The sequence below is a fragment of the Nocardiopsis dassonvillei genome (assembly GCF_964273065.1).
Classification (GTDB): Bacteria; Actinomycetota; Actinomycetes; order Streptosporangiales; family Streptosporangiaceae; genus Nocardiopsis; species Nocardiopsis dassonvillei_B.
Genome location: NZ_OZ186815.1, coordinates 4,235,655 through 4,260,286, shown reverse-complemented (window position 1 = coordinate 4,260,286; position 24,632 = coordinate 4,235,655). Strand labels below are relative to the sequence as shown.

The following is a 24,632-nucleotide window of genomic DNA, read 5'->3' as shown; positions in this document are numbered from 1 at the left end:
GCGGGCGGGGGCGGGAGGGACGGCCCGGCCCGGAGGGCCCACCGGGTTCAGCCGTCCGCGGCCGCGGGGTCCAGGAGTGCGACCACGTCGGCGGGACTGGAGGCACCGCGCAGGCGGGCCGCCTTGTCCGGGTCGGTGAGGACCCCGGCCAGTGCGGTCAGGACACCCAGGTGCTCCTCCCCCGTGGCGGCGATGCCGATGGCGACGTGGACGGTGGGCCCGCCCCAGTCGACCCCCTCGGGGAACTGGATCACGGCCAGTCCGGTCCGCCTGACGTGGACCCGGGACGGGTCGGTCCCGTGCGGGATGGCGACCCCCTCCCCGAGGAACGTGGACACCGACGCCTCCCGCTCGTGCATGGCGGGCAGGTAGCCGGGGTCGACGGCTCCGAGTTCCAGGAGCAGTTCACCGCACTGGTCGATGACGTCGGCGCGGTCCTTCGCGGTGCGGCCCAGGCGGACGGCGTCCTCGGTGAGGACCAGGCGGGCGGGTTCAGTCGGCAAGGGTGCCACCGTCCCTGATGGCGTTCTCGACCTCGGCGAAGACGGGGTCGCCCAGGAACATCCGGAAGCCCTTGACGACCGTGCCCGGTACCCGGGTGCGGGCGCGGGCGGCCAGGCCCTCCTGGGTGAGGACCAGGTCTGCGTCCTCGGGGATGCGGTCCACCGGGGCGTGCTCGACCGCCACGCCGTACTTGCCCAGGCTGCCTTTGAGCTGGGTGGTCAGCAGGACGCTGCTGCCCATCCCGGCGTCGCAGGCCACCACGACCTTCTTCACGTCGGAACCCTGGATGCTGCTCATGCGACGTTCTCCTCGCTGGTTGCGGAGTTCTTCTGGGCGGCGGCCTCCTCGCGGGCGGCCTTGCGCTCCGAGCGGCCGAAGCCGAGCAGGAGCGAGGCGACCACGAAGGACACCGCCGTGGCCACGGTGACACCGGCCAGGACCGGGAGGTGCCCGCCGGGCGGGGTGACGGCCATGAGGGCGATGATGCTGCCCGGCGAGGCCGCGGAGATCAGGCCGGCGTCCATCACCATGAAGGTGGCGACACCCGACATGCCACCGGCGATGGCGGCCAGGATCAGCTTCGGCTGCGCGAGGATGTACGGGAAGTAGATCTCGTGGATTCCGCCGAAGAAGTGGATGACGATCGCGCCGGGCGCGGTCGCGCGGCTGATCCGCGGGCCGAAGAGCATGCAGGCGATGAGGATGCCCAGGCCGGGGCCGGGGTTGGTCTCGATGAGGAACTCGATCGCACTGCCGTCGGCGGCGGAGCGGGCGGTGCCCAGCGGGGTGAACACACCGTGGTTGATGGCGTTGTTGAGGAACAGCACCTTGGCGGGCTCGACGATCAGCGAGACCAGCGGCAGCAGGCTGTGGTCGATGAGGAACTGCACCCCGGCACCGAGCGCGTCGGCGATGCGGCCCACGACGGGACCGACGGCGTAGGCCCCCACCACCGCGAGGAGGCCGGCGAGGATGCCCGCGCTGAAGTTGTTGACGAGCATCTCGAAGCCGGCCTTGATGCGCGGCTGGATGAGCCCGTCGAGGTGCTTCATGGCGTACGCGGCGAGCGGGCCCATGATCATCGCGCCCAGGAACATGGGGATGTCCGCGGAGGCGATCACACCCATGGTGGCGGCCGCGCCGACCACACCGCCCCGCTGCCCGTACACCATGGTGCCGCCGGTGTACGCGATGAGCAGGGGCAGCAGGTAGGTGATCATCGGTCCGACGAGTTCCGCGAGGTACTCGTTGGGCCACCAGCCGGTGGGGATGAACAGGGCGGTGATCAGGCCCCAGGCGATGAACGCGCCGATGTTGGGCATGACCATGCCCGAGAGGAAGCCGCCGAAGCGCTGTACTCCGGACCTGACCGATGCGAGCTTGTCGCTCTGCTGCTCTTCGGTGGACATGTGGGGGACCTCCTGGGAGGCGCGGCGGGCGCGGGCCCGTCGGCGAGGGTGTCGGTGGGTGGGGCGTCCGTCCGACTGGACGGTGAGGGGCGGACGGAGGGCGCGCCTCGGACGGACGGACGCCGGTCCTGGTCAGACCACCCGGACGGTGGGTCCGGCGGTCTCCAGTTCGTCGGCGAGGCCACCGGCGAGTCCCTGGTCGGTGATGATCAGGTCCAGGTCCTCGACGGAGGCGAATCGGGCGAAGTGGTCGTTGCCGACCTTGGTGTGGTCGGCGAGGAGGACGGCCCGCCGGGCCGAGGCGATCATGGAGCGCTTCACCTCGGCCTCCGCCGGGTCGGGCGTGGTGAGCCCGCGTTCGACGGAGATGCCGTTGGTGGCCATGAAGGCGACGTCCACGAAGGATTCGGCCAGCGACCTCAGGGCCCACGCGTCGACGGTGGCCTGCGTCCGGGTGCGCAGGCGGCCGCCGAGGAACATCAGGTTGATGTTGGTGCGCGTGGTGAGTGTGAGGGCGATGGAGAGGGAATTGGTGACGACGGTGAGCTCCCGGTCGGCGGGCAGCTGCTCGGCGAGGCGTCCGGTGGTGGACCCCGCGTCGAGCAGTACGGCCCCTTCGGCGGGGAGTTCGTCGAGCGCCGCCTTGGCGATCCGCTCCTTCTCCTGGGTCATGACGGAGTCGCGCACGTTGAGCGCGGGCTCGAAGCCCAGACGCTCCACGGGGATCGCGCCGCCGTGGACCCGCCGCAGGACTCCGTGGCGCTCCAGCGCCGTGAGGTCCCGCCGGATGGTCTCGTAGGTGACGTCGAACTCCGCGGCGAGCCCCGTCACGTCGACCCGGCCGTCCCGGCGGGCCCGCTCGAGGATCGCCTGCTGGCGTTCTTCCGCGTACATGTTGGATCACCTGTGTTTCGGTGTGGTTTTCGGTGAGTTTAATCGTGTTGCCTGGGACACACAAGGGGTACCTTCATTCAATATCCCAGCAAGGCGCCGCGACCACCCGCAACCACCACCAGCGGGGCGAACATCCCCGCCGGACCACGGGCCCGCCCTCTCCGGAGCCTGGCGGAGCAGCCTCCCGCAGACCCCAACGGCACACCACCGAACCGGAAACCAGAGGACAACAGTGTTGACACACACAGATGAACACACATAATCAAAGGCAGTCCAACATCCGGACCGGGCCGGGCGCAGCGACCGCGAAAAGAGCTCCCATGATCCTGACCCTCACCCCCAACCCGAGCGTGGACCACACCCTGGAGGTGGGCCGCCTCGTCCGAGGCGAGGTCCTGCGGGTCGACGCCACGCGCGCCCAGGCGGGCGGCAAGGGCGTCAACGTCGCCCGGGCCCTGCACCGGGCCGGGGTGGACACCCGTGCGATCCTGCCGGTCGGCGGGGGCGGTGGCGCCGAGCTCACCGCCCTGCTCGGCGACCTGCCCCGGCTCACCGTCCCGATCGCGGGCGAGACCCGCGCCAACATCGCGGTCACCGAGACCGACGGCACCACCACCAAGCTCAACGCCCCGGGCCCGACCCTCTCCCCCGGCGAGGCCGACGCCCTGCTGGCCGCTCTCGAGGAGGAACTGTCCCGGGGCCCCGAATGGATCGTGGCCAGCGGCAGCCTGCCCGCGGGGGCCGGGGACGACTTCTACGTCCGGGTGGCCGGGCTGGCCGCCGGGTACGGTGTCGCCCTGGCCCTGGACACCTCCGGCAAGCCCCTGGAGGCGGCGGTGCGCGCCGGGTCGATCAGCCTGCTCAAGCCCAACCTGGAGGAGCTGTCGGAGCTGACCGGACGCGTCCCCGCCACCGTCGGCGAGGTCGTCTCGGCCGCCCGCGAGCTCCTCGCGCCGGGCAACGGCTCCGCCCTCGTGACGCTGGGCGGGCACGGTGCCATACTCGTGTCGCCCGAACACGCCCGGTGGGCGCGCGGCCCCCGGGTCCGCACCCGCAGCACGGTGGGCGCGGGCGACTGCGCCCTCGCCGGATTCCTCACGCCCGCCGACTCCCCTGCCGACCGCCTGCGCAACGCGGTGGCCTGGGGGACGGCGGCGGTGTCCCTGCCCGGAACGACCATCCCCGCACCCGACGACGTCGAGCCGGACGCCGTCGGAGTGGTGACCGAACCCGACCCCTCCTGGTCGCTCGATTCCCTCGTCGACCGCCTCTGACCGGCCCACCGGCCCCTCCCAAGGAGCAGCAGATGCCCCAGCGCACCGTAGCCGTCGGTTCCGCCCAAGGACTGCACGCGCGGCCCGCCACCCTCTTCGTCCAGGCCGCCACCGCCACCGGCCTGCCCGTGACCGTCGCGGCCGCGGGCAAGGACCCGGTGAACGCGGGCAGCCTGCTCGCCGTGATGACCCTGGGGGTCAAGCACGGTGAGGAGGTGACCCTGGCCGCCGAGGGCGAGGGCGCCGACGCCGCCCTGGACTCCCTGGCCGAGCTGCTGGCCTCCGAACTGGACGCCTGAGCGCACGCCGCGCACGGGGACGCCCGCCTCCGGAGCTCCGGGGGCGGGCGTCCGCGCGTCGGGGGTCAGTCCTCCTGCTTCACCCGGTGGACCTTGTGCTGCGCGGCCTGGGCCCGGGGGCGCACCACCATCAGGTCGATGTTGACGTGCGGGGGCCGGGTGACGGCCCACACGATGGTGTCGGCGACGTCCTCCGCGCTGAGCGGGTCCGGCACGCCGGCGTAGACGGCCTCGGCGGCGTCGGCGTTCCCGCGCAGCCGGTTGAGGGAGAACTCCTCGGTCTTGACCATGCCGGGCGCGATCTCCAGGACCCGGACAGGCTGCCCGCACAGTTCCAGGCGCAGGGTCGCGGCCAGGGTGTGGGCGCCGTGCTTGGCGGCCACGTAACCGCCGCCGCCCTCGTAGACCACGTGCCCGGCCACGGAGCTGACCACCAGGACGGTGCCCGCTCCGCTGTCGATGAGCTTGGGCAGCAGGGCCTGGGTGACGTTGAGCACGCCCAGCACGTTGACCTCGTACATGGCCCGCCAGTCGGCGGGGTCCCCGGTCGCGACGGTCTCGGTGCCGATGGCGCCGCCCGCGTTGTTGACCAGCACGTCGCAGGAGGGCAGCTCCGCGGCGAAGGCGTCGACGGCGGCGCGGTCGGTGACGTCGAGCACGCGGGCGCGGGCGCTGTGCCCCTCCCCGGCCAGTTCGGCGGCCAGTTCCTCGATGCGGTCGGCGCGGCGGGCCACGAGGACCACGTCGTAGCCCTCGGCGGCCAGGCCCCGGGCGGTGGCTGCGCCGATCCCGCTGCTGGCACCGGTGACGACGGCGGTCGCTGTCATGTGGTCCTCCCCCTGCGAGATCACTTCCGGGCCGAGCGTATCCGGGACCGGCGGTCGGGGCTCCGCTCACCCCCCGGTGCGGACCCGCCGGGGCGGGGGCCGTGCCGGGACGGCGCCGGAAATCCGATGGCCCGGAAAAGGGGCCGGTGTTATCTTGGCACCCCATTCCGGAATCCGCGCCCGTTCGGCATATCCGTTTTCCGGAGATCTCCGGCTTTTCGGGAGGCCTGCGGTGTCCGAAGGAGAACCGCCCGCGAGAACACCCCTGCTGCGCCGGTACGCCCTTTTCTCACTGGGCGCCACCACCGCGGACTTCGCTTTCGGGGCGGTGTTCATCACGGTTCTCCTGGGCCGGGGCGTGGACCCCGGCACCCTGGGCGCCATGGTCGCCCTTTCCACTCTGTTCGGACTGGCCGCGGAGGCTCCCAGCGGGGCCCTGGGGGACCGGTACGGGCACCGGCGGCTGCTCTCCCTGGGACTGGTGGTCTGGGGTGCGGGCTTCGCCCTGTTCGGCTGGGCCGACACCCTGCCCCCCACGCTGGGCGGGGCCGTGCTGTGGGCGGTGGGCTTCCACCTGCACTCGGGCACCCTGACCGCGCTGGTGGTCAACCGGGTCGGCAGCCGCGACCGGACCGCCCGGGTGGCCCGGGTGACCCGCTGGGGGCAGGTCTCCTCCCGGCTGGGCGGGGTGGCGGGCGCCGCCTCGGTGATGGTCGCCGGGACCTGGCTCTCCGCCGACCTGCTGATCCTCGCCGCGGGTGTGCTGCTGGCGGCCCTGGGCCTGGCCGCCCCGCTGGCCTTCCCGCGGGCCCCGGGCCGGGCGGACGCATCGGTGGCCGGACTGCTCAAGGAGTCGGTGGCGGCCCTGGCGGGGCGGCGGTTCGTGCCGCTGGTGGCCATGCTCGTGGGCCTGACCCTGGCCAAGGCGGTCCTGGTCGTCTGCTGGCAGCCCCTGGTGGCACGGGAGTACGGGGACGACGTCCGGTTCAACGGGCTGGTGCTGCTCGGTATGAGCCTCGCCCTGGCCCTGGGGGCGGCCTGCTCCCGGTTCGCCGGCCACCGGAACCCGCACCTGTGGACCCCGCTGGGCGCGGTCGCCACCACCGTGCCGCTGCTCCTGGTGGCCGGGGGCGCGCTGCCGCTGCTGCCCGGCCTGGTCCTGGCCGAATTCCTGCTCGGGCTGTCCCTGGCGCTGTTCGCGGCCTGGGAGCACCTCATGTACAGCGACGAGGCGCGCAATACGCTTTTCTCGGTGATGTCGTTCCTCGGACTGGCCGTGAACGGCGCCGCTTTCGCCGTTTTCGGAGCGGCTTGGGAGATATGGGGGCTCGGGTTCGCGATGGCCGCCGTTCTGTTCCTTGCCGCGGCCTTCTCCCTCTCCGTGGTACCGCTGGCGTTCGCCTTTCCCGAATCACGCCGTTTCTTCGTCCCCGGCGCGACCGGCGAGCGGGCCCGGGAGCGGACCACCGGTACCGGGTCGGTTACCCTGCCGGTGCAGGGTGCGGGGAGAGCGGAGGGATCATGAGCCATCTGTCGGATCTGCTGCGGGAGCGGCCGCTCGTCCAGGCGCCCATGGCGGGCGGGGCCTCCACCCCCGACCTGGTGGACGCGGTGGTGCGGGCCGGGGGCACCGGGTTCCTCGCCGCCGGGTACCTCGAACCGGGGCGGGTGGAGGAACAGGTCGCGCAGGTGCGCGGGCGGGGGGTGACGGCGTTCGGGGTGAACGTGTTCGTGCCCGGCCCGGCGGGGGACCCCGCCGCGGTGGCCGCCTACGGCGGTGAGCTGGCCGCCGAGGCCCACAGGTACGGCGTGGAGCCGGGCGGGCCGGTCCACGACGACGACGCCTGGGACGCCAAGGTCGACCTGCTGGAGCGGCTCGGCGTCCCGGTCGTGAGTTTCACGTTCGGCTGCCCCGACGGCAACGTGCTGCGCCGCCTCCAGGAGGCCGGGTCCGCGGTCGTCGTCACCGTCACCTCGCTGGACGAGGCGCTGCTGGCCACGGCCCGGGGCGCCGACGGCCTGTGCGCCCAGGGCGTGGAGGCGGGCGGGCACCGTGCCGCCTTCGACCCGGAGCGGGGCGGGGAGCTGCCGACGGTGGAGCTGGTGTCCGCTGTGGCCGCCGCCGTGGAGGTCCCGGTGATCGGCGCGGGCGGGATCATGACGGGCGGGGACGCCGCGGCGGTGCTGCACGCGGGCGCGGCGGCGGTGCAGCTGGGCACGGCGTTCCTGCGCTGTCCCGAGAGCGGGGCCCAGCCCGCGCACAAGCTGGCCCTGGCCGACCCCGGCTTCACCGGGACCGCGCTGACCCGGGCGTTCACCGGGCGTCCGGCGCGCGGCCTGGTCAACCGGTTCATCACCGAGCACCCCGCGGCCCCGCACGCCTACCCGGAGCTGCACCACATGACCCGGCCGCTGCGGGCGGCCGCGGCGCGCGCGGGCGACACCGGCGGCATGGCGCTGTGGGCAGGCGAGGGCTTCCGGCTGGCCACGGACGAGCCGGCCGCCACAGTGGTGCGGCGGCTGCGCCGGGAGGCGGAACAGGCGGGCGCCCGGCTCTGAGCCGGGCCGGGCCGGCCCGGCGCTCCCGGTCGCCGGTGCCGAAGGCCCGTGCGACCGGTGCGGCGGACCGGCGGGCGACGGACGGCCGGCCCCGGGGGCGGGGCGGCCCGGACCCGCCCGCGGCGGATGCGCGGCATCTCGGACGGGCGGAGATCCCCGCCGGCCCCGGCGCGTGGTCGCCGCCGGCGCCACCGCCGCCCCCGTCCTGCTCGGCCCTGTCCGGGCCGCGGCGGGAATGACGGGCCCGAGGGGCTTTACCCGCAGGTAACAATTAGGTTCCCTCACAGTTCAGCGCTAGAGCGCGTGACTTGGGACACCCTAGGGTTCCGCCATGGGTGTATTGCGGAAACATGTCCTCCTACGTGTACTTTTGGGTGTTCTCTCGGTCCTCGTGGTGCTCGCGCTCGTCGGCGCCCTCCTGGGGGTGTGGACCGTGCGCAGGTCCTTCCCCCAGACCTCCGGAGAACTCGCCCTCCCCGGGCTGAACGCCGAGGTCACGGTGCTGCGCGACGAGTACGGCGTCCCCCACGTGTACGCCGGTGACGCGCACGACCTCTTCATGGCCCAGGGCTACGTGCACGCCCAGGACCGCTTCTGGGAGATGGACTTCCGCCGCCACGTGACGTCCGGGCGCACCGCCGAGCTCTTCGGCGAGGCCCAGGTGGACACCGACGTCTACCTGCGGACCATGGGCTGGCGGCACGTCGCCGAGCAGGAGTACGACCTGCTCTCCGACGACACCCGGGGCTACCTCGACTCCTACGCCGCCGGCGTCAACGCCTGGCTGGAGGAGAACGACGGGGCCGGGGCGAGCCTGGAGTACGCCCTGCTGGGCGTGCTCAACGGAGGCCACACCATCGAGCCGTGGGACCCGGTGGACAGCCTGGCCTGGCTCAAGGCCATGGCCTGGGACCTGGGCGGCAACATGCGCGAGGAGACCGAGCGCGCCCAGCTGCTCGGCCTCGGGTTCACCGAGGAGCAGATCGCCGAGCTGTACCCGGAGTACCCCTACGAGGAGCACCGGCCGATCACCGACACCGACGAGCTGCTGACCGCGGGGCCCGAAGGCGACCCCGGGGACGCGCGGCGCGCCCCCGAGCTGCCCGAGGAGGCCGTCGCCGCCGTCGGCGCGGTGTACGACGGCGCCCTGGCCCTGCCCGAGATGCTCGGCCCCAAGAACACCCCCGACCTGGGCTCCAACTCCTGGGTCGTGGGCGGCGAGCACACCGGGTCGGGCCTCCCCCTACTGGCCAACGACCCCCACCTGGGCGCGGCCATGCCCTCCACCTGGCACCAGGTCGGCCTGCACTGCACCGAGCTGACCGAGGCCTGCCCGTTCGACGTCGCCGGGTTCGGCTTCTCCGGGCTGCCCGGGGTGGTCATCGGCCAGAACGAGTCGATCGCCTGGGGCTTCACCAACCTCAACCCCGACGTGATGGACCTGTACGTCGAGCGCGTCGAGGGCGACTCCTACATCGTCGACGGCGAGGAGCGCCCCCTGGAGACCCGCACCGAGACGGTGAAGGTCGCCGGCGGCGAGGACGTGGAGTTCACCGTCCGCTCCACCCACCACGGCCCGCTGCTGTCCGACACCGCCGCGGGCGGGGACCTGGCCGGGATCGCCGAGGCCCCGCCGGTGGAGGGTGCCGAGGAGGGGGCCGGGTACGCGGTCGCCCTCCAGTGGACCGCGCTGTCGCCCGGCACGACCGCGGACGCCCTGTTCGTCATGAACCGCGCCCGGGACTGGGAGGACTTCCGGCGGGCCGCCAGCGGGTTCACGGTCCCCGCGCAGAACCTCGTGTACGCCGACAACGAGGGCAACATCGGCTACCAGGCGCCCGGCTCGATTCCCGTCCGGGGCGAGGGCGAGGGCCGCTACCCGGCGCCCGGCTGGGACTCCGCCTACGACTGGGAGGGGTTCCTCCCCTTCGAGGAGCTCCCCAGCGTGTACAACCCCGGATCCGGGTTCATCGTCACCGCCAACCAGTCCGGTGTGGACGCCGACTACCCGCACCTGCTCACCGACGACTGGGACTACGGCTACCGCGCCCAGCGCATCAACGACCTGCTGGAGGAGGCGATCGCCGAGGGTCCGGTGACCGGCGCGGACATGTCGGAGATCCACATGGACTCCTACCACCTGGGCGCCGAGGCGATCGTCCCCCACCTGCTGGAGGCCGACGTGGAGGGCACCGCCGCGCAGGGCCGGGACCTGCTGCGCGACTGGGACCTGTACACCGAACCCGACTCCGCCGGTGCGGCGTTCTACCAGGCGACCTGGCGGCACCTGCTGCCGCTGCTGTTCGACGAGCTGGACCCGGTGCGGATGACCGGCAACTCGCGCGGCATGTACGTGGTGGGCGGCCTTCTGGAGGACCCCGACTCCGCGTGGTGGCGGGGCGAGGGGGCGAGCGGCCGCGACGCGGTGCTGGCCGCCGCGATGGAGGCCGCCGCCGAGGAGCTGACGGAGCTGCTGGGCGACGACCCCGCCGACTGGCGCTGGGGCGACCTGCACACCCTGACCGCGACCCACCAGTCGTTCGGTACCTCGGGGATCGGCGTCGTGGAGTGGCTGTTCAACCGGGGCCCGGTGGAGAGCTCCGGCGGCTCGGCGATCGTCAACGCGACCGGCTGGGACGACGAGGAGGGGTACGGGATCTCGACGGTGCCGTCGATGCGGATGGTCGTCGACATGTCCGACCGGGACGCCTCCACCTGGATCCACCTGACCGGCAACTCCGGGCACGCGTTCCACCCCAACTACGAGGACCAGCTGGAGCCGTGGAGCCGCGGGGAGACGATGCCGTTCGCGTTCACCGAGGAAGCGGTGCGCGCCGCCTCGGTGGACGAGCTGACACTCGTCCCCTAGCCCGGCCACGTGCGGGGGCCCGCGCCGACGGTGGCGCGGGCCCCCGGCGTCCGGGGCTCAGCGCTTGAGCGCGAGCGGGAAGGAGACGCCGGTGCGCTCCTCCGACACCTCCCACAGGCGGCGGGCGGCGGCCCCGTCCTGGGCGGCTCGGCTGCGCCGGGACAGGCCCGGCGCTCCGGCCATGCCGCCGCTGGGCCCGGCGAACCCGGCCGGGGGCATGTCCTGGGTGGCCGCGTAGAGCGTGGGCAGCGCCCCCACCGCGGCGCTCTGCGCGAAGAAGCGGTTGCCGACGGTCCTGACGAGGCGGGTCACCGGGCTGTTGTCGTGCCTCTGGAGGTTGGTGGCCGCGTAGCCGGGGTGGGCCGCCACCGCGAGCACCGGGGAGCCCGCCTCGGTGAGGCGGCGCTGGAGTTCGAGGGTGAACAGCAGGTTGGCCAGCTTGGAGCGGCCGTAGGCGCGGTAGGGGCTGTACCCGCGCTCCAGGTCGAGGTCGTCGAAGCCCATGCCCCGGACGATGGCGTGCAGCCCCGACGAGAGGGTGACCACGCGGCCGGTGACGTGCTCCAGCAGCAGGTTGGTGAGGGCGAAGTGGCCCAGGTGGTTGGTACCGAACTGGAGCTCGAACCCGTCGGCGGTGCGGCCCCGGGGGACGGCCATGATCCCGGCGTTGTTGATCAGCAGGTGGATGTCGCCGCTCCAGGAGTCGGCGAAGGCTCGCACCGAGGAGAGGTCCGCCAGGTCCAGGCGGCGTACCTCGGTCTCCCCGGGGATGCTCTCGGCGGCGGCCCGCCCCCTGGCCTCGTCGCGCACGGCCAGGACGACGCGGGCTCCGACACCGGCCAGGACGCGGGCGTTCTCCAGGCCCAGCCCGCTGTTGGCCCCGGTGATGACGACCGTGCGGCCGGTCAGGTCGGGAAGTGCGATGGGTGTGCTGTTCATGCCCTCACGGTAGGCGCCCCACCGCGAAGTTGTCAATGACAACAATGATGTCATTGCAAACATCGGTTTATGCTGGTCCCATGACAGACCGCCCCTATCACCACGGCGACCTGCGGGCCGCCCTGCTCGCGGGCGCCGAGCGCACCCTGGCCGAGCGGGGGCCCGCCGCGCTGTCCCTGCGCGAGCTCGCGCGCGAGGCCGGGGTGAGCCACGCGGCGCCCAGCCGCCACTTCCGGGACAAGCCGGCCCTGCTCGACGCGCTCGCCCTCGCCGGCTTCGAACGGCTCACCGCGCAGCTGGCCGCGGCCGCCGCCGAACCGGGCGACTTCCGCAGCGGCCTGCTCGCCATGGCACGCGTGTACGTGGGGTTCGCCCTGGAGAACACCGCCCTGCTCGACCTCATGTACGCGCGCAAGCACGAGTCCGACTCCCCCGAGGAGCTGTTCGCGGCGCTCGGCCGGATGCTCGACATCGTCCTGGGCGCCATCACCGAGGGCCAGGAGGCCGGAGAGATCGCCGAGGGGGACCCGGAGGTCATCGGGCTCACGGTCGCCGCGGCCCTGCACGGCTTCGCCTCCCTGAAGTCGGCGACCCCCCAGGAGAGCGTGGACCTCCTCCTGCCCGGCCTCGTCGACGTCCTGGTCGACGGCCTGCTCCCCCGCTGAGCGCGCCCGGCGCGGACGGGGACCCCGCGGGACGGGCGTTCCGGGCACCCGCCGGTGCGCCCGGCGGGTGTCAGCGCCCCGGCGGGGTGAAGGGGTCGGCGGGCGGGTCGTACACGACCTCCTCGTCCAGGAGCCACACCCAGTCGGGCCGCCAGGCCGGGTCCCGGCGGGCCATCTCTGCGGCGACGTCGCCGATGGGCACGCCGCCGCCCACGGCGAAACGCTCACCGGCCCACCCGGGCCAGTGGTCGTAGGCCCGGTCGACCTCGGCCGACTCCGGGGTGGCCCGGACGCGGAGGAAGAACCAGCGGCCGTGCTCGGGGTGCGCCTCCGCCCGGTGCAGCTCGAAGTCGGACGGGAACCGGAATCCGTCCACCCGGGAGCCGTCGGCGTCGACCAGGGACGGCGAGGCCGACCGCTCCCCGATGGACACCGTGTAGGTGACCTCGCCGCCGTGGTCGGCGGCCAGGCCGCGCAGGGCGTCGGTGAGCCTGCGCAGCGGCTCGCTGTCCGGCGGCACGGGGCGCTCCCGCTCGGCGGACGCCCGCATCACCGGTTCGACGAGCAGGGCCCACTCCCGGCCGGAGAGCCTGCGGACGCGCAGGCGGTCGGCCGGGACCTCCGTCCCGGCGGAGACCGGGACGGCCTCGCGCGGGACCCCGGCGGCGACCCCGGCACGGCGGAGCACGGTCATCGCGGCCTCGGTGTCGAAGGGGATGTCCTCCAGGAATCCGAGGTCCGCCCCGGTCACGGAGCGGCGACCGACGGCGGCCACGAGCTCCTCGACACGGGCGTGGAAGGCGTCGAACTCCTCCTGCTCCGCGTCCTCCCACTCCTCCAGCTCGGCGAGGTGGCCCTCCTCCAGCAGGGAGCCGATCCGCCGGGCGGCGTGCTCCGCGTCGAGGTAGGGGTCCGTGTGGACGCGGACGCCGTCCGCCTCCACCCCCTCGGGGTAGGCGGAGCGCGCCCACGCCTCCCCGTCCCACCAGTAGGCGAACCCGAGCACGCCGCGTTCCTCGGCGCGCCCGATCCACTCCCAGGGCAGCCAGGCCGGGGCCTGGGCGAAGAGGTTCGTCGGCCGCCGGTACGGGTTCGTGGTGTCCCCCGACCGGTCCCAGCCGACCAGAAGGAACCGGTCGCCCTCCACGCGGACCAGGCGGAACCAGTTGCCGCCCCCGTCCTCCATGAAGAGCGACCCGTCCTCGGCGATGCGCCGCCCCTCCGGCCAGAAGGAGCCCATTCCGGCGGCGACGGCCGCCTCGGCCGCGGCGAAGGCCCAGAGGGCCTCGGGATCGGGCAGGCGGTCCGCCGTGCGGGTCATGCGCTCTCCTGAAGATCGTGGGTCCGCGCCGCAGGCTACCGTCCGCCGCGGACGGAAGCGGGGGTCGCAGCGCCCGGAGGCGGGCGGTGCGGTCGCGGGGACGCCACCGGACGGAGCGCGGTGTCCGCACCCCCGGCGGCGCCGGCCCGCAGGAGCGCGAGCGCGTGACGGCGGCGTTCCGCGGGGCCCGGCCGATACCGGGGCGGGTGGTCACCGCGGCGCGGAGGCGACACCGTTCGCCCGGTCGGCCTCGCCCAGCAGGGCGAACTCGCGGAAGAGCCCGGCCGGCCAGGCGAAGGTCAGGGCGATGACGGTGAGGTTCTTGGCGGCGACCACCGTCGCGACCACCAGGGGCCGCTCGTCCGCGGGCACCCACAGGTCGATCACCGCGCCGGGCACCGGGTCGAAGACCGCGAAGGCCGCGGCCGGGAAGACGAACTGGCCGAGGAACAGGCCGAGCCGCGGTGTGATGCCCGCCGCGAAGGCGGCCCACGCCCCGGAGGGCGTCAGCCGGTCCGCGGGCAGGACCTCGCGGGCGGCGATCCACAGCAGGGCGGAGAGCAGGGCCAGCCGGGAGCCCTGGGCGACGGCCTCGGAGGCGATCCCGAGGCCGCCCGTGAGCGGGCTGCCGGGGAGGACGAGCGCCGCGCGGTGCTCGACTACATCGCCCTCACCCGCCGCCTCCTGGAGGAGGAGACCGCCCGCCTGCGCGAGGCCTAGGGTCTGTTTTTCGAGTGCCGTCCTGTTCCGCGGGGGGTGTGTGAGGCGCCGGCGGGGTTCTGCAGGCCCGGAGGGATGTCCGGGGAACGGGGACGTTCCCGTGGGGCCGAGGGTTCCCGCCTTCCAAAGGCGCCGAACGTGGACCGGAGCGGAGCGGAGGTTCGAAAAAACACGGCCTAGTCTCGGGACCATGAGCACGTCCGCCCTCCCGCGCCGGCCCCTGGCCGACCTGGCGCTGTGGGCCGCCCTCGGCGGTCTCACCGTCCTCGAACTCTCCGGGCTCTCCGATTCCCGCGGCGGTTCCCACCGGTGGGAGGCGGCCGCGCTGCTGCTCGTCCTGGCCGCGGCCGTGGGCCTGTCCCGGCGCCGTCCCGACGCCGCGGCGGCCGTCGCCCTCGCCGCCGCCACCGCGGAAAGCGTCGCGGCGGGGATCGGCCCGGCCCAGACCCTGCCCCTCTCCCCGTTCGTCTCCCTCGCGGTCCTGGCCCTGCTGGCCGGGCGGCGCTCGGGCCGCGCCCGGCCGGTCGCCTCCATGGCGGTGACGGCCGCCGTGGTGGTGCTCGCCCTGTACGCGGTGTCCACCGCGACGGCCTGGCCCGGGACCCGCGACCTGCTGTCCGGCCTGGTCGAAGCGCTCGGTGGAGCGCTCGCCCTGGTCACCGCGCTCGTCGCCCCCTGGCTGCTGGGCCGGCACCTGGTGTGGCGCGCCCGCCTCACCAGCGGCGGCTGGGAGGTCGCCGAGCACATGGAACGCACCCGGGCGGCCGAGGCCGAGCGCGCCCGGCTGCGCGAGCGCGCCCGCATCGCCGCCCGCATGCACGACTCCCTCGGACACGACCTGGCCCTGCTCGGAGTGCGCGCCGCCGCTCTGGAGATGGCCTCCCAGGACTCCCCCGAGCGCGCGGAGGCCGCCGCCGAACTGCGCACCGCCGCGCACGCGACCACCCTGCGGCTGCGCGAGGTGATCGGCGTGCTGCGGGAGGGACCGGACGGCGAGGACGCGGAGACGGTGCCCGGACTCGTCTCCGGAGCGGTCGACGCGGGCATGCGCGTCCGCCTGCTGCGCGAGGGCCCCGACCCCGACCCGCGCACACCCGGCGGCCGGGCCGCGGGACGGGTGGTCCGCGAAGCGCTCACCAACGCCGCCCGGTACGCCCCCGGGGCCGAGGTCACCGTGCGGGTCGTCCGGGACGGCGGGCCGACCCGGGTGGAGGTGTCCGACACCGGTACCGCCGCAGGGCCCTCCGCGGAGTCCGGCGGCGGCACCGGGCTGGCGGCGCTGCGCGCGGAGATCGCCGCCCTGGGCGGGACCCTCGACGCCGGGCCCCTCCCCGGCCCCGGGTTCGCGGTGCGCGCCGAGATCCCCGAGGGCCGCCCCGGGAAGGGGGACCCGCCGCCCTCCCGCGCCCGCCTGGCCCGGGAGGAGGCGCGCGCCGGAGCCCGCCGCAGCGTTCTCACCGCGGTCGCGGTCCCGGCCGCCATCGTCCTGCCCGCCGTCGGCGCCGGGTTCGCCCTGCTGTGGTGGACCGGGACCAACTCGGTGCTGCCGCCCCAGGACTACGAGCGGATCCGCGTGGGCGACACCCGCGCCCAGGTGGAGGCGCTGCTGCCCCGGTACGCCTATCCCGAGCGGTCCGTGGACGGCGCACCCCCGGAGCCGCCCGGCGCCGACTGCCGGTACCAGCTCGTGCGGTACGAGAACGGCCTGCCGCCGGTGTACCGGCTGTGCTTCGCCGACGGGGTGCTGGTGGCCAAGGAGGAGATCGACCGGGAGGCCGCGGCCCCCGAGTAGGGTGTGCGCGTGGAGACCGGGAACGGTGCCGGGGCGCTGCGCGTGCTGCTGGCCGACGACGAGGCGATGATGCGCGCCGGGCTGCGCGCCATCCTGTCCGCCGCATCCGGGTTCGAGGTGGTGGGCGAGGCCGCCGACGGCGCCGAGGCGGTGTCGCTGACCGCCGAGCACCGGCCGGACCTGGTGCTCATGGACGTGCGCATGCCCGGTATGAACGGCCTGGACGCGGCGGAGGCCATCGCCTCCGCGCACCCGGACACGGCGGTGGTCGTGCTGACCACGTTCGGAGAGGACTCCTACATCGAGCGGGCGCTGTCCGGCGGTGCCGACGGGTTCGTGCTCAAGACCGGCGACCCCCACCAGCTGGTGGCCGGGCTGCGGGCGGTGGCCGACGGCGGCGCCTACCTGTCGCCCGAGGTGGCCCGCCGGGTGGTCGGCCTGCTGGACACCTCCTCCCCGCGCCGGACCCGCACCGCGCGGGCCCGGGAACTGGTGGGCCGGCTCACCGCGCGCGAGCGCCAGGTGCTGGAGCTGGTCGGCGAGGGCTGCTCCAACGACGAGATCGCCCGCAGGCTGGGCATCGCGTCCGGGACCGTGAAGGTGCACGTGGGGTCGGTCCTGACCCGGCTCGGCGTGGACAACCGGGTCCGGGCCGCGATCCTGGCCTACGAGGCCGGGCTGCTCTGACCCCGGGTCCTCCCCTACCCCTTTGTGCCTAGGCGTCCGACGCCGTCCGGGCGATGTGCGCGGACACGGGCCCGGCGGAACATGCGGACATGACACGTTCACGCTCTCCGCGAGCCGTCCGGCTCCGCGCCCTGCTCGGCGCCGCCGCGGTCCTGGCCGCCTCGCTGTCCGCCCCGGCCGCCCTGTCCGCGGTCACCGCCCCGGAACCCGTCACCCCGCGTCCGCCCGCCCCCTCCGGCCCGCACACCACCGGCCGCACCACCCTGCACCTGGTCGACACCGGACGCGGCCACCCCTGGGTGCCGGCCGCCGAGGACCGCGACGTCATGGTCGACGTCTGGTACCCGGCCGAAGGGGACGGGGAGCCCGCCCCGTACGTCCCGGCGTCCTTCGCCGGGACGGTGGAGTCGGACTTCGAGCAGTACGGGATCCCGCGCGGCACCGTCGACGCGGCCGGGGCGGAGACGTCCTCCCTTCTCGACGCCGACGCCGCGGCCGCCGGCCTGCCGGTGCTGCTCTTCTCCCCCGGGATGGGCATGTCGCGCCTGCAGTTCACCGCGCTGTGCGAGGACCTGGCCTCGCGCGGGTTCGTCGTGGCGGCCATGGACCACCCCTACGAGGCGCGGGTGGTGGAGCTGCCCGACGGACGCCTGCTGCGCACCTCCCTGCCCACCAACGACACCGGGAACCGGAGGCTGGCCGGCGGGGTGCGCCTGGCCGACACCCGGTTCGTGCTGGACCGGCTGGAGGGGTTCGCCGCCGGGGAGGACACCGCCGACGACTCCGGGAGACCGCTGCCCGCGGGACTGGCCGACGCCCTGGACACGGAGCGGGTGGGCATGTTCGGCCACTCCCTGGGCGGGGTGACGACGGCGGAGGCGATGCTCGTGGACGACCGGATCGACGCCGGGGTCAACATGGACGGCAGCATGGCCTACCACGTGGGCGACGAGGAGTGGTCCGACGCCACCCTGGCCGGGGCGTCCCGCCCCTTCGCCCTGATGGGGGCCGGGACGAGCGGCGGCGCCGGGCACCCGCACCGGTCCGACCACTCCCCCGACTGGCGGCTGTTCGTCGAGGCGTCGAGCGCGCCGGTCCTGGAGGTGTACATGTCCGAGGGGGAGCACATGTCGTTCACCGACCTCCAGTGGATCCTCCCGCAGGTGGAGGACGCCCTCGCCCCGTCCTCCCCCGCCTGGGACAGGGCGGTGCGGGGCGGCGTGGGCACGGTGGACCCGCAGGAGTCGGTCGCCGCCCAGCGCGCCCACCTGGCGGCGTTCTTCGACCACCACCTGCGGGGCGGGGCGTCCCCGCTGCCGGACCCGGTGCCCCCGGTGACGGAGGCCGCCGAGCACTGACGCTCGTTGGCCCGCCGGGACCCGGGTCCCGGCGGGCCAACGGACCCGGCGGTCCCGGCGGACCCGGCAGGCCCGAGAGCCACTGAGAACCCGGCCGGCACTGAGAACCCGGCCGACCCGGCAGGCCCGGCAGACCCGGCAGACCCGGCGGACTCAGCGGGCCCCCGGCCTCTGGGTCCACAGTCGGCCCGACAGCCCCGGTGCCCCCGGTGGAAGGCCCCGGCACCACGCGGGCCTCCGCGCGGAACCGGGGACCCCGCGGTCACACGTCGCGCACCAGGAACTCCGCGCGGGCGACGATCCAGGCGGCGGCCGCCCACCCCGCCACCACGACGATGTTCACCGGGCCGTCGTGGGGCGCGGTGTAGAAGCCCACGTCACCGCCCGCGTAGAACTCGATCCCGGCGGTGCCCGGGGCCAGCGCCGCCAGGTCGTCCAGCACGGGGTTCCCGGACAGCTGGAGCACCAGCGGCAGGCCCAGGAGCAGCAGGAAGCCGACCACGAACGTTCCCGGGGTACTGCGCAGCGCCGTGCCGACACCGGTGAACAGGGCGCCGAACAGCGCCATGCACAGCCCCGCACCCAGCGCCGTCCCGGCCAGCGCCGACGGGTCCGGGGCCGCGTGCGGGCCGACGAACCCGGCCAGGACCGCCGCCCCCACCGCGGTGGCCAGGACTCCGGCCGCTCCGGCCAGGCCCGCGACCACCAGGGTGCGCGCGGTCAGGACCAGGGTCCGGTCCGGCCTGGCCAGCAGGGTCCCCGTGACGCCCCGGTCGCCGAACTCGCCGGTGGCGGCCAGCGCGGCCAGCGTCAGGACCGTGAACTGCACCAGGTAGAAGTGCCCCTGGGAGAGCAGCCGGGAGTAGGCCAGGGCGTCGGCCTCGTCGGGGTTCTCGGAGATCCGCGACAGCTCGGTGAACCCCATGAGCGCGGCGAACACGGCCATGCCGAGCAGGGCCGCGGCCACCGCCCACCAGGTGGAGCGCAGGGAGGTCAGGCGGATCCACTCCGCGGCGGCCTCCCTGCCCAGCTCGACCGGGTACCGGCCGCGGGTCACGGTCATCGGGCACTCTCCTCGGACTCGTGCTCCACGGCCTCGCCGGTGAGCTCCAGGTAGGCCTGTTCCAGGGACGCCGCCCTGGTCAGCAGGCCGTGGACGCGGACCCCGGCCTCGTGCGCCAGGTCCCCGACCCCGGCCGCCGGAAGGCCGAACACCCGCAGCAGTCCGGGCCCGGCCTCCACCCGCACCCCGGGGCCGCGGCGCTCCAGGCGCTCCCGCAGGGGGCCGGGGTCGGGGGTGCGCACCTCCACGTGGGTGCGCGACCAGGCGCCGATGACCTCGGCGAGCGGGGCGTCGGCGATCAGCCGCCCCCGCCCGACGACCACCAGGTGGTCGGCGACCGCCTCCATCTCGCTCATCAGGTGGCTGGAGACGAACACGGTTCGCCCCTCGTCCGCCATCCGCCGCAGGAGCGCGCGCATCCACCGCACCCCGTCCAGGTCCAGGCCGTTGACGGGTTCGTCGAACACCAGCACCCCGGGGTCGCCCAGGAGTGCGTCGGCCACACCCAGCCTCTGCCGCATGCCCAGCGAGTACCCGCCCACCCGGCGTCCGGCGGCCTCGGCCAGCCCGACCCGCTCCAGCACCTCCTCCACCCGGCTCCGGGGCAGGCCGATGCTCGCCGCCTTGGCCCGCAGGTGGGCCCGGGCGGAGCGCCCGGGGTGCGCGGGCCCCGAGGGCAGCACCGCGCCCACCCGCAGCGCGGGCCGGGGCAGGTCCCGATAGGGGCGTCCGTCGATCAGAGCCTCCCCCGAGGTGGGCGCGGCCAGCCCCAGGAGCATCCGCATCGTGGTGGTCTTGCCCGCACCGTTGGGGCCGAGGAACCCGGTGACCCGGCCGGGCTCCACCGTGAAGGTGAGCCCGTCCACCACCGTCCTGTCCCCGTAGCGCTTGGTCAGGTCCCGCACCGTCGGCATGCGCGTCCTCCTCGTCTCGTAGTCCCTGACAGCCTGCTGCCGCGCGGCCTCCCGGCGCATCGGAGGTTCGTCGGCTCCCGCCTACCCCTTTGTGCGTAGGGGTTCTCGGCACATGAAGGCCGGGGAATCGCTACAGTGATCCCGCGAACCCCAAGATTTCTCCGGGAGACACATGGCCGAGGTCGACGACGATCGCCCCAGGGGCGAGGACGACCTCATCGACGGCCAGCTGCCGATGAACGCCCGGCAGGAGCACTTCAGCCTGGCCTTCACCCGGCTGGTGACGTACACGGCCGGTTGCAGCATCAAGACGCACGAGACCGACTACGACGGCGTCGACATCACGCTCGCCTCGTCCGCGGAGTACCGCCGCTACTACGGTCCCGAGTTCGAGCTCCAGCTCAAGTGCACGACCCAGACGAGGTATCTGACCGACACCCACCTGGCCTGGCCGATGAAGGCGAAGCCCTTCCGCAAACTGACCCGGGGCAAGCGGTTCATCCCGGCATACCTCGGCGTCCTCGTCGTACCCGAGGAGCCCGACCGGTGGCTCTCGGTCGGTGAACACGGGCTCCTCACCGAAAGCCGGATGTACTGGCAGTCGGCGAGCGAACTGGCGACGACCGAGGAAATCGGCGGAAGCCGGACCGTCCACCTGCCCCGCGCCAATCTGTTTACTCCGAGCGCGCTCAAGGGCATCATGAAAAGGATCGGCGAGCAGGAGGGAGGCTTCTGATGACCCCCACCACGCTCGACCCCTTCCGGGAGGCCGCGGCCCTGCTCACCCCCGGCGCCGTCTCCAGGTTCCTCGCAAGCCAGGGCTGGGAACTGGAAAGCAGGAAACCGGATGTCAGGGAGATATGGCGACTCGACGGATCTTCAGAATTCGGACCCGCGCGCATCATGCTCCCGCTGGCAACTGATTACGTGGATTTCCACAAGAGGTTCCGGGACACCCTGGATTCCCTCTGCCATGTTTACGACATCGACATAAAAGAACTCCGAAGTCGTATATCCCTCGCAAAGTTCGATACCCTTCTGGTGCGACTCAACCAGCCAAGCGACAATGGATCCATACCCTTCCGTCAGGCGGAGAGCACCGTTGAATCGCTCTTCAGGATGGTGAAGGCCGCGGCCACGACGGCGGCGGACCCGCTTCATTCGCACCGGGGGCGCAGGCCTGCGGTGGTATCCGAATTCCTGGACGAGTACGTCCGCCTCGGCCAGACCGGAGAAGGAAGCTTCGTCTTTTGTGTCTTCGTCGATCCGACCGGCCCGCCCTTGACGAATGCCGAGGACGACGCGGGGGGCCCGGCCCGTACAACCTTCTCCCGCCAGGTCCTGACGACTCTCGCCCTGGGACTGCGGTCCACCCGGAGGCTCGCCCTGAACCGGGACGAGGAAGCCCCGGAGTCGCCCGCGGAACTCGGACTGAGCTCTTCGCTGGTGGAATCCCTGGAGAACATGGCGGAACCCCGAGAAATCCGCTCGCTGGATTTCTCCTTCAAATGGTCTACCGCCGAACCGGAACCAGAAGGCCAGAACGAGCCCATCATCGTGGACAGGGATGTCATCATCGGCCTCCCCGAAATCCGCGAACGCCTGGTCCGCCGTGAGGAGCCTCCGCGGAGGACCACACTCTTCGGAACCGTCAAGAGCCTGACCCGCGAAGAGCCGTCCTCCGACGAGGAGGAGGCCGCTATCGTGACGCTGCTGACGCGGATACGGGGGAGAACGCGAAGCGTCCACATGGCTCTCACCGGGGAAAACCACCATTGGGCGATCATGTCCTATCTGAAGAAGGTACCGATCGGCGTCACCGGGGATCTCGCTTTCGAGCGCCGCGCCTGGCGCCTGACCGGAGATATCGCGGTCGACGCGAGTTTCCTTAAGAACTCTCCCGAAAAGCGGGCGCACGCAGGAAGCGAAGAGAACAGCACTTAGGGCTCTTCCGGACAGGTCCGGGGGCGCCCCGGGGTCCGGTTCGGGTGGGAGGGGGTCCGGGTAGACCCCCGGTACGGGCCGGTCGGGGGGACCGGCGGAAACGGGGGAGGACCATGCACGCGAAGGTCGGCGACCACCTGCGCACGCACGGGGTCACCAGCGGCGACGGGCGGCACCTCGGGGAGATCATCGAGGTGCGCGGGGCCGAGGACGGCCCTCCCTACCTGGTGCGCTTCCCGGACGGGGCGGAACGCCTCATCTACCCGGGGCCGGACACGGTGGTGGAGCCCCGGCGCCCGGTCGACTGACGGAGCGTCCACGGGGGCGGCGGACCACGCGGGTCCGCCGCCCTTCGCGTGTCCGAAAACCGCTGGCCCGCAAAGCGTTCGGCCCCGTACGCTCCCGGCAGGCGGCAGGCCGTACCCACGGCCGCACAGGCATGCGCGCACCGCCCGAATGGTCGCCCCGACGGACGGAGAGGAATGGACGGCATGGCCACCACACGGATGGAACAGGCCGCGGTCCGCAACATCGGGATCATGGCCCACATCGACGCGGGCAAGACCACCACCACCGAGCGCATCCTGTACTACACCGGCACCTCCCACAAGGTCGGCGAGGTCCACGACGGCACCACCGCCACCGACTTCCTGCCGGAGGAGCGCGAGCACGGCATCACCATCGCCTCGGCGGCGGTCACCTGCCGGTGGACGGTCGACGGCGCGGTGCACACGGTCAACCTCATCGACACCCCCGGCCACATCGACTTCACCGTCGAGGTGGAGCGGTGCCTTCGCGTCCTGGACGGCGCGGTCGCGGTGTTCGACGCGGTGGCCGGAGTCGAGCCCCAGTCCGAGACCGTGTGGCGCCAGGCCGACCGCTACGGCGTGCCGCGCGTCTGCTTCGTCAACAAGATGGACCGGGTCGGCGCGGACATGGCACGGTGCGTCGAGATGATCCGCGACCGGCTGGGCGCGGTGCCGCTGGTCCTGCACCTGCCGGTCGGCGCGGAGGCGGGCTTCCGGGGCGTGGTCGACCTGGTCGGCATGCGCGCCCTGGTGTGGTCGGCCGACACCGGCCCGGGCGAGGAGTACGAGGTCGCGGCCGTCCCCGGAGAGCTGGAAGGGGAGGCGCGGCGGTGGCGCGCCCGCCTGCTGGAGACCGTCGCCGAGCACGACGAGGAGCTGATGGAGCTGTACGTCCGGGGCGAGGAGCCCGGCGAGGCGGAGCTGCGGGCGGCGATCCGCCGGCTGACCGTCGGCTCGGGGGACGGGCCCGTCACCGTGACGCCCGTACTGTGCGGTACCGCGTTCAAGAACAAGGGGGTGCAGCCGCTGCTGGACGCCGTGGTCCGCTACCTGCCCTCCCCGCTCGACGCGGGGGAGGTGGCCGGGGTCCGCCCGGGGGACGCGGGTACCGCGGTCGCGCGCCCTCCCTCCGAGGACGCGCCGCTGGCGGCGCTGGCCTTCAAGATCACGGGCGACCCGCACCTGGGCCGCCTGACGTTCGTCCGGCTGTACTCCGGTCGGCTGGACACCGGTGGGCGGGTGTACAACCCGCTGCGAGGAGAGAAGGAGAGGATCGGCAAGATCTACCGCGTGCACGCCGCGACCCGGGAGGAGATCCCCGCGGCGGTCGCCGGTGACATCGTCGCCGTCATGGGGCTGCGCCGGACCGCGACCGGGGAGACCCTGTGCGACGCGGCGGACCCGGTCGTGCTGGACGCCATGGACTTCCCGGACCCCGTCATCGAGGTCGCGGTGGAGCCCCGGTCCCGGTCCGACCGGGACCGGCTGTCGTCGGCGGTCGCCCGGCTGGCTGAGGAGGACCCGTCACTGCGGGTGCACGCCGACGCCGGGAGCGGCCAGACCGTCCTGGGCGGCATGGGCGAGCTGCACCTGGAGATCCAGATCGCCCGGCTGCTGCGGGAGTTCGGTGTGGACGCCCGGGTGGGCCGGCCGCGGGTCGCCTACCGGGAGACCATCCGGCGGGCGGTGCCGTCGGTGGACCGCACGCACCGGAAGCAGACCGGTGGCCGGGGCCGGTTCGCCCGGGTGCGGATCGCCGTCGAGCCGTTCGAGGGCGGGTACGAGTTCGTCGACGAGGTGACCGGCGGCCGCGTGCCGCGGGAGTTCGTCCCCGCGGTGGACCGGGGCTGCCGGGACGCGCTGCGGCTCGGCGTCCTGGCCGGGTACGAGGTGACCGGGGTGCGGGTGCGCCTGCTGGACGGCGCGTTCCACACCGAGGACTCCTCGGACCTGGCCTTCCGGGCGGTGGCGGCGGAGGCCGTGAAGGAGGCGCTGGCACAGGCCGACCCGGCACTGCTGGAGCCGGTGATGGCCGTGGAGGTGACGACTCCCGAGGACTGCGTGGGAGACGTCATCGGCGACCTCAACGCCCGGCGCGGCCGGGTGCGGTCGCTGGCGGAGCGGCGCGGGGCCCGGGTGGTCTCGGCGGCGGTGCCGCTGGCGGAGATGTTCGGCTACGTGGGCGACCTGCGCGGCCGGACCTCGGGCCGGGCGTCGTTCGGGATGGAGTTCGACTCCTACGCACAGGCGCCCGACGCGGTGGCCGCGGCGGTGATCGGCCGCTGA

The 24,632-nt window shown here is 73.7% G+C and carries 23 protein-coding genes; 13 read left to right on the top strand and 10 right to left on the bottom strand.

The window, feature by feature from the left end; all coding sequences use genetic code 11:
* Positions 1 to 47 precede the first annotated feature (47 nt).
* The 4 genes from ACSUPR_RS19070 to ACSUPR_RS19055 form a co-directional block, all read right to left on the bottom strand.
* Positions 48 to 503 (bottom strand): PTS sugar transporter subunit IIA, encoded by a 456-nt coding sequence (locus ACSUPR_RS19070; protein WP_436886056.1) that lies wholly within the window; start codon positions 501 to 503, stop codon positions 48 to 50.
* The gene (locus ACSUPR_RS19065; RefSeq protein WP_436886055.1) at positions 493 to 801 is read right to left on the bottom strand and encodes a PTS lactose transporter subunit IIB; all 309 of its coding nucleotides are present in this window, start codon (positions 799 to 801) and stop codon (positions 493 to 495) included. Before ACSUPR_RS19065 ends, ACSUPR_RS19070 begins: the two co-directional genes overlap by 11 nt.
* The gene (gene mtlA, locus ACSUPR_RS19060; RefSeq protein WP_436886054.1) at positions 798 to 1,913 is read right to left on the bottom strand and encodes a mannitol-specific PTS transporter subunit IIC; all 1,116 of its coding nucleotides are present in this window, start codon (positions 1,911 to 1,913) and stop codon (positions 798 to 800) included. Before mtlA ends, ACSUPR_RS19065 begins: the two co-directional genes overlap by 4 nt.
* A 132-nt stretch (positions 1,914 to 2,045) precedes the next feature.
* The gene (locus ACSUPR_RS19055; RefSeq protein ID WP_436886053.1) at positions 2,046 to 2,807 is read right to left on the bottom strand and encodes a DeoR/GlpR family DNA-binding transcription regulator; all 762 of its coding nucleotides are present in this window, start codon (positions 2,805 to 2,807) and stop codon (positions 2,046 to 2,048) included.
* Positions 2,808 to 3,127: 320 nt separating this feature from the next.
* On the opposite strand from ACSUPR_RS19055, the gene ACSUPR_RS19050 reads away from it, so the two are divergent.
* Positions 3,128 to 4,081, top strand: coding sequence for a 1-phosphofructokinase family hexose kinase (locus ACSUPR_RS19050; protein WP_436886052.1), 954 nt, complete (start codon positions 3,128 to 3,130; stop codon positions 4,079 to 4,081).
* A gap of 32 nt (positions 4,082 to 4,113) precedes the next feature.
* Positions 4,114 to 4,380 carry an HPr family phosphocarrier protein gene (locus ACSUPR_RS19045; protein WP_436886051.1) on the top strand — a complete coding sequence of 89 codons (267 nt, stop codon included), beginning with the start codon at positions 4,114 to 4,116 and terminating at the stop codon, positions 4,378 to 4,380.
* A 65-nt stretch (positions 4,381 to 4,445) separates the two neighbouring features.
* Here the strand turns inward: ACSUPR_RS19045 and ACSUPR_RS19040 are convergent, their stop codons facing one another.
* Positions 4,446 to 5,207 (bottom strand): SDR family NAD(P)-dependent oxidoreductase, encoded by a 762-nt coding sequence (locus ACSUPR_RS19040; RefSeq protein ID WP_436886050.1) that lies wholly within the window; start codon positions 5,205 to 5,207, stop codon positions 4,446 to 4,448.
* Positions 5,208 to 5,439: 232 nt separating this feature from the next.
* Between ACSUPR_RS19040 and ACSUPR_RS19035 the strand changes: the two genes are divergently transcribed.
* From ACSUPR_RS19035 to ACSUPR_RS19025, 3 genes are all read left to right on the top strand, one after another.
* Positions 5,440 to 6,732 (top strand): MFS transporter, encoded by a 1,293-nt coding sequence (locus tag ACSUPR_RS19035; RefSeq protein ID WP_436886049.1) that lies wholly within the window; start codon positions 5,440 to 5,442, stop codon positions 6,730 to 6,732.
* Positions 6,729 to 7,766 carry a nitronate monooxygenase gene (locus ACSUPR_RS19030; RefSeq protein WP_436886048.1) on the top strand — a complete coding sequence of 346 codons (1,038 nt, stop codon included), beginning with the start codon at positions 6,729 to 6,731 and terminating at the stop codon, positions 7,764 to 7,766. Before ACSUPR_RS19035 ends, ACSUPR_RS19030 begins: the two co-directional genes overlap by 4 nt.
* Positions 7,767 to 8,097: 331 nt before the next feature.
* Positions 8,098 to 10,635 carry a penicillin acylase family protein gene (locus tag ACSUPR_RS19025; RefSeq protein ID WP_436886047.1) on the top strand — a complete coding sequence of 846 codons (2,538 nt, stop codon included), beginning with the start codon at positions 8,098 to 8,100 and terminating at the stop codon, positions 10,633 to 10,635.
* Between the two features lie 57 nt (positions 10,636 to 10,692).
* On the opposite strand, the gene ACSUPR_RS19020 is transcribed toward ACSUPR_RS19025, so the two are convergent.
* Entirely contained in the window at positions 10,693 to 11,574 is an 882-nt protein-coding gene (locus tag ACSUPR_RS19020; protein WP_436886046.1) for an oxidoreductase, read from the bottom strand.
* 80 nt (positions 11,575 to 11,654) lie between these two features.
* On the opposite strand from ACSUPR_RS19020, the gene ACSUPR_RS19015 reads away from it, so the two are divergent.
* The gene (locus ACSUPR_RS19015; protein WP_436886045.1) at positions 11,655 to 12,239 is read left to right on the top strand and encodes a TetR/AcrR family transcriptional regulator; all 585 of its coding nucleotides are present in this window, start codon (positions 11,655 to 11,657) and stop codon (positions 12,237 to 12,239) included.
* 70 nt (positions 12,240 to 12,309) lie between these two features.
* Here the strand turns inward: ACSUPR_RS19015 and ACSUPR_RS19010 are convergent, their stop codons facing one another.
* Together ACSUPR_RS19010 and ACSUPR_RS19005 are read right to left on the bottom strand one after the other, a co-directional pair.
* Positions 12,310 to 13,560 (bottom strand): hypothetical protein, encoded by a 1,251-nt coding sequence (locus ACSUPR_RS19010; protein WP_436886044.1) that lies wholly within the window; start codon positions 13,558 to 13,560, stop codon positions 12,310 to 12,312.
* 210 nt (positions 13,561 to 13,770) lie between these two features.
* Positions 13,771 to 14,472, bottom strand: coding sequence for a hypothetical protein (locus tag ACSUPR_RS19005; RefSeq protein WP_436886043.1), 702 nt, complete (start codon positions 14,470 to 14,472; stop codon positions 13,771 to 13,773).
* Here ACSUPR_RS19005 and ACSUPR_RS19000 point away from each other — a divergent pair.
* The 3 genes from ACSUPR_RS19000 (at position 14,471) to ACSUPR_RS18990 (ending at position 18,117) form a co-directional block, all read left to right on the top strand.
* Entirely contained in the window at positions 14,471 to 16,072 is a 1,602-nt protein-coding gene (locus ACSUPR_RS19000; RefSeq protein WP_436886042.1) for a sensor histidine kinase, read from the top strand. The genes ACSUPR_RS19005 and ACSUPR_RS19000 overlap by 2 nt on opposite strands.
* A 66-nt stretch (positions 16,073 to 16,138) precedes the next feature.
* Positions 16,139 to 16,759: a response regulator gene (locus tag ACSUPR_RS18995; RefSeq protein ID WP_436892058.1), complete on the top strand. Its 621-nt coding sequence runs from the start codon at positions 16,139 to 16,141 to the stop codon at positions 16,757 to 16,759.
* 89 nt (positions 16,760 to 16,848) lie between these two features.
* Complete coding sequence (locus ACSUPR_RS18990; protein WP_436886041.1) at positions 16,849 to 18,117, top strand: alpha/beta hydrolase family protein; 1,269 nt, start codon at positions 16,849 to 16,851, stop codon at positions 18,115 to 18,117.
* A gap of 262 nt (positions 18,118 to 18,379) precedes the next feature.
* Here the strand turns inward: ACSUPR_RS18990 and ACSUPR_RS18985 are convergent, their stop codons facing one another.
* Both ACSUPR_RS18985 and ACSUPR_RS18980 read right to left on the bottom strand, forming a co-directional pair.
* Positions 18,380 to 19,180, bottom strand: coding sequence for an ABC transporter permease (locus ACSUPR_RS18985; protein WP_436886040.1), 801 nt, complete (start codon positions 19,178 to 19,180; stop codon positions 18,380 to 18,382).
* Entirely contained in the window at positions 19,177 to 20,094 is a 918-nt protein-coding gene (locus ACSUPR_RS18980; RefSeq protein WP_436886039.1) for an ABC transporter ATP-binding protein, read from the bottom strand. Before ACSUPR_RS18980 ends, ACSUPR_RS18985 begins: the two co-directional genes overlap by 4 nt.
* A 172-nt stretch (positions 20,095 to 20,266) precedes the next feature.
* Between ACSUPR_RS18980 and ACSUPR_RS18975 the strand changes: the two genes are divergently transcribed.
* The 4 genes from ACSUPR_RS18975 (at position 20,267) to fusA (ending at position 24,632) form a co-directional block, all read left to right on the top strand.
* Positions 20,267 to 20,830 (top strand): DUF4365 domain-containing protein, encoded by a 564-nt coding sequence (locus ACSUPR_RS18975; RefSeq protein WP_436886038.1) that lies wholly within the window; start codon positions 20,267 to 20,269, stop codon positions 20,828 to 20,830.
* Positions 20,830 to 22,038, top strand: coding sequence for a hypothetical protein (locus tag ACSUPR_RS18970; RefSeq protein WP_436886037.1), 1,209 nt, complete (start codon positions 20,830 to 20,832; stop codon positions 22,036 to 22,038). The genes ACSUPR_RS18975 and ACSUPR_RS18970 overlap by 1 nt, the downstream gene beginning before the upstream one ends.
* Positions 22,039 to 22,151: 113 nt before the next feature.
* Complete coding sequence (locus ACSUPR_RS18965) at positions 22,152 to 22,346, top strand: DUF1918 domain-containing protein (RefSeq protein WP_220564627.1); 195 nt, start codon at positions 22,152 to 22,154, stop codon at positions 22,344 to 22,346.
* A gap of 183 nt (positions 22,347 to 22,529) precedes the next feature.
* Complete coding sequence (fusA, locus tag ACSUPR_RS18960) at positions 22,530 to 24,632, top strand: elongation factor G (RefSeq protein ID WP_436886036.1); 2,103 nt, start codon at positions 22,530 to 22,532, stop codon at positions 24,630 to 24,632.